Raw genomic sequence first — 346 nt, 5'->3', positions numbered from 1 at the left:
CCCTCGTACATCTGCCGGAACGGCGGGGCGACGAAGTTCGTGGCGCCCTCGAACGGCTTGTTGACCGTGTACTTGCGCAAGCCGTCGTCGTAGGCGAAGCGCACCGCCTGCTTGCCCGAGCCGTAGGGCACGATGGCGCGGGCCGTCTCCGACAGGCTCTGCCAGGGGACGCCCGTCTTGAAGCCGAAATGCTCGGCGAGCGCCTCGAGCGTCTGGCCGTAATAGGGAGAGGTCGACTTCGCCCAGGGTCCGACCGCGCCGCGCTTCAGGCTTAGGCCAGGGTCGGAGATCACCAGCTCGGGGTCGATCCGCATCTCGTGGCCGATGGCGCTGCTGGTCGTGCAGG

1 pseudogene is annotated in these 346 nt (G+C 68.2%); it reads right to left on the bottom strand.

Annotated elements, in window-relative coordinates:
* Positions 1 to 346, bottom strand: a pseudogene (locus tag ACLBXO_RS31825) (excinuclease ABC subunit UvrA); the annotation flags it as partial.

The organism is Methylobacterium sp. C33D (assembly GCF_053345825.1).
Note: the sequence above shows the minus strand (reverse complement) of the source record. Positions and strands in the feature narration are given on the sequence as shown.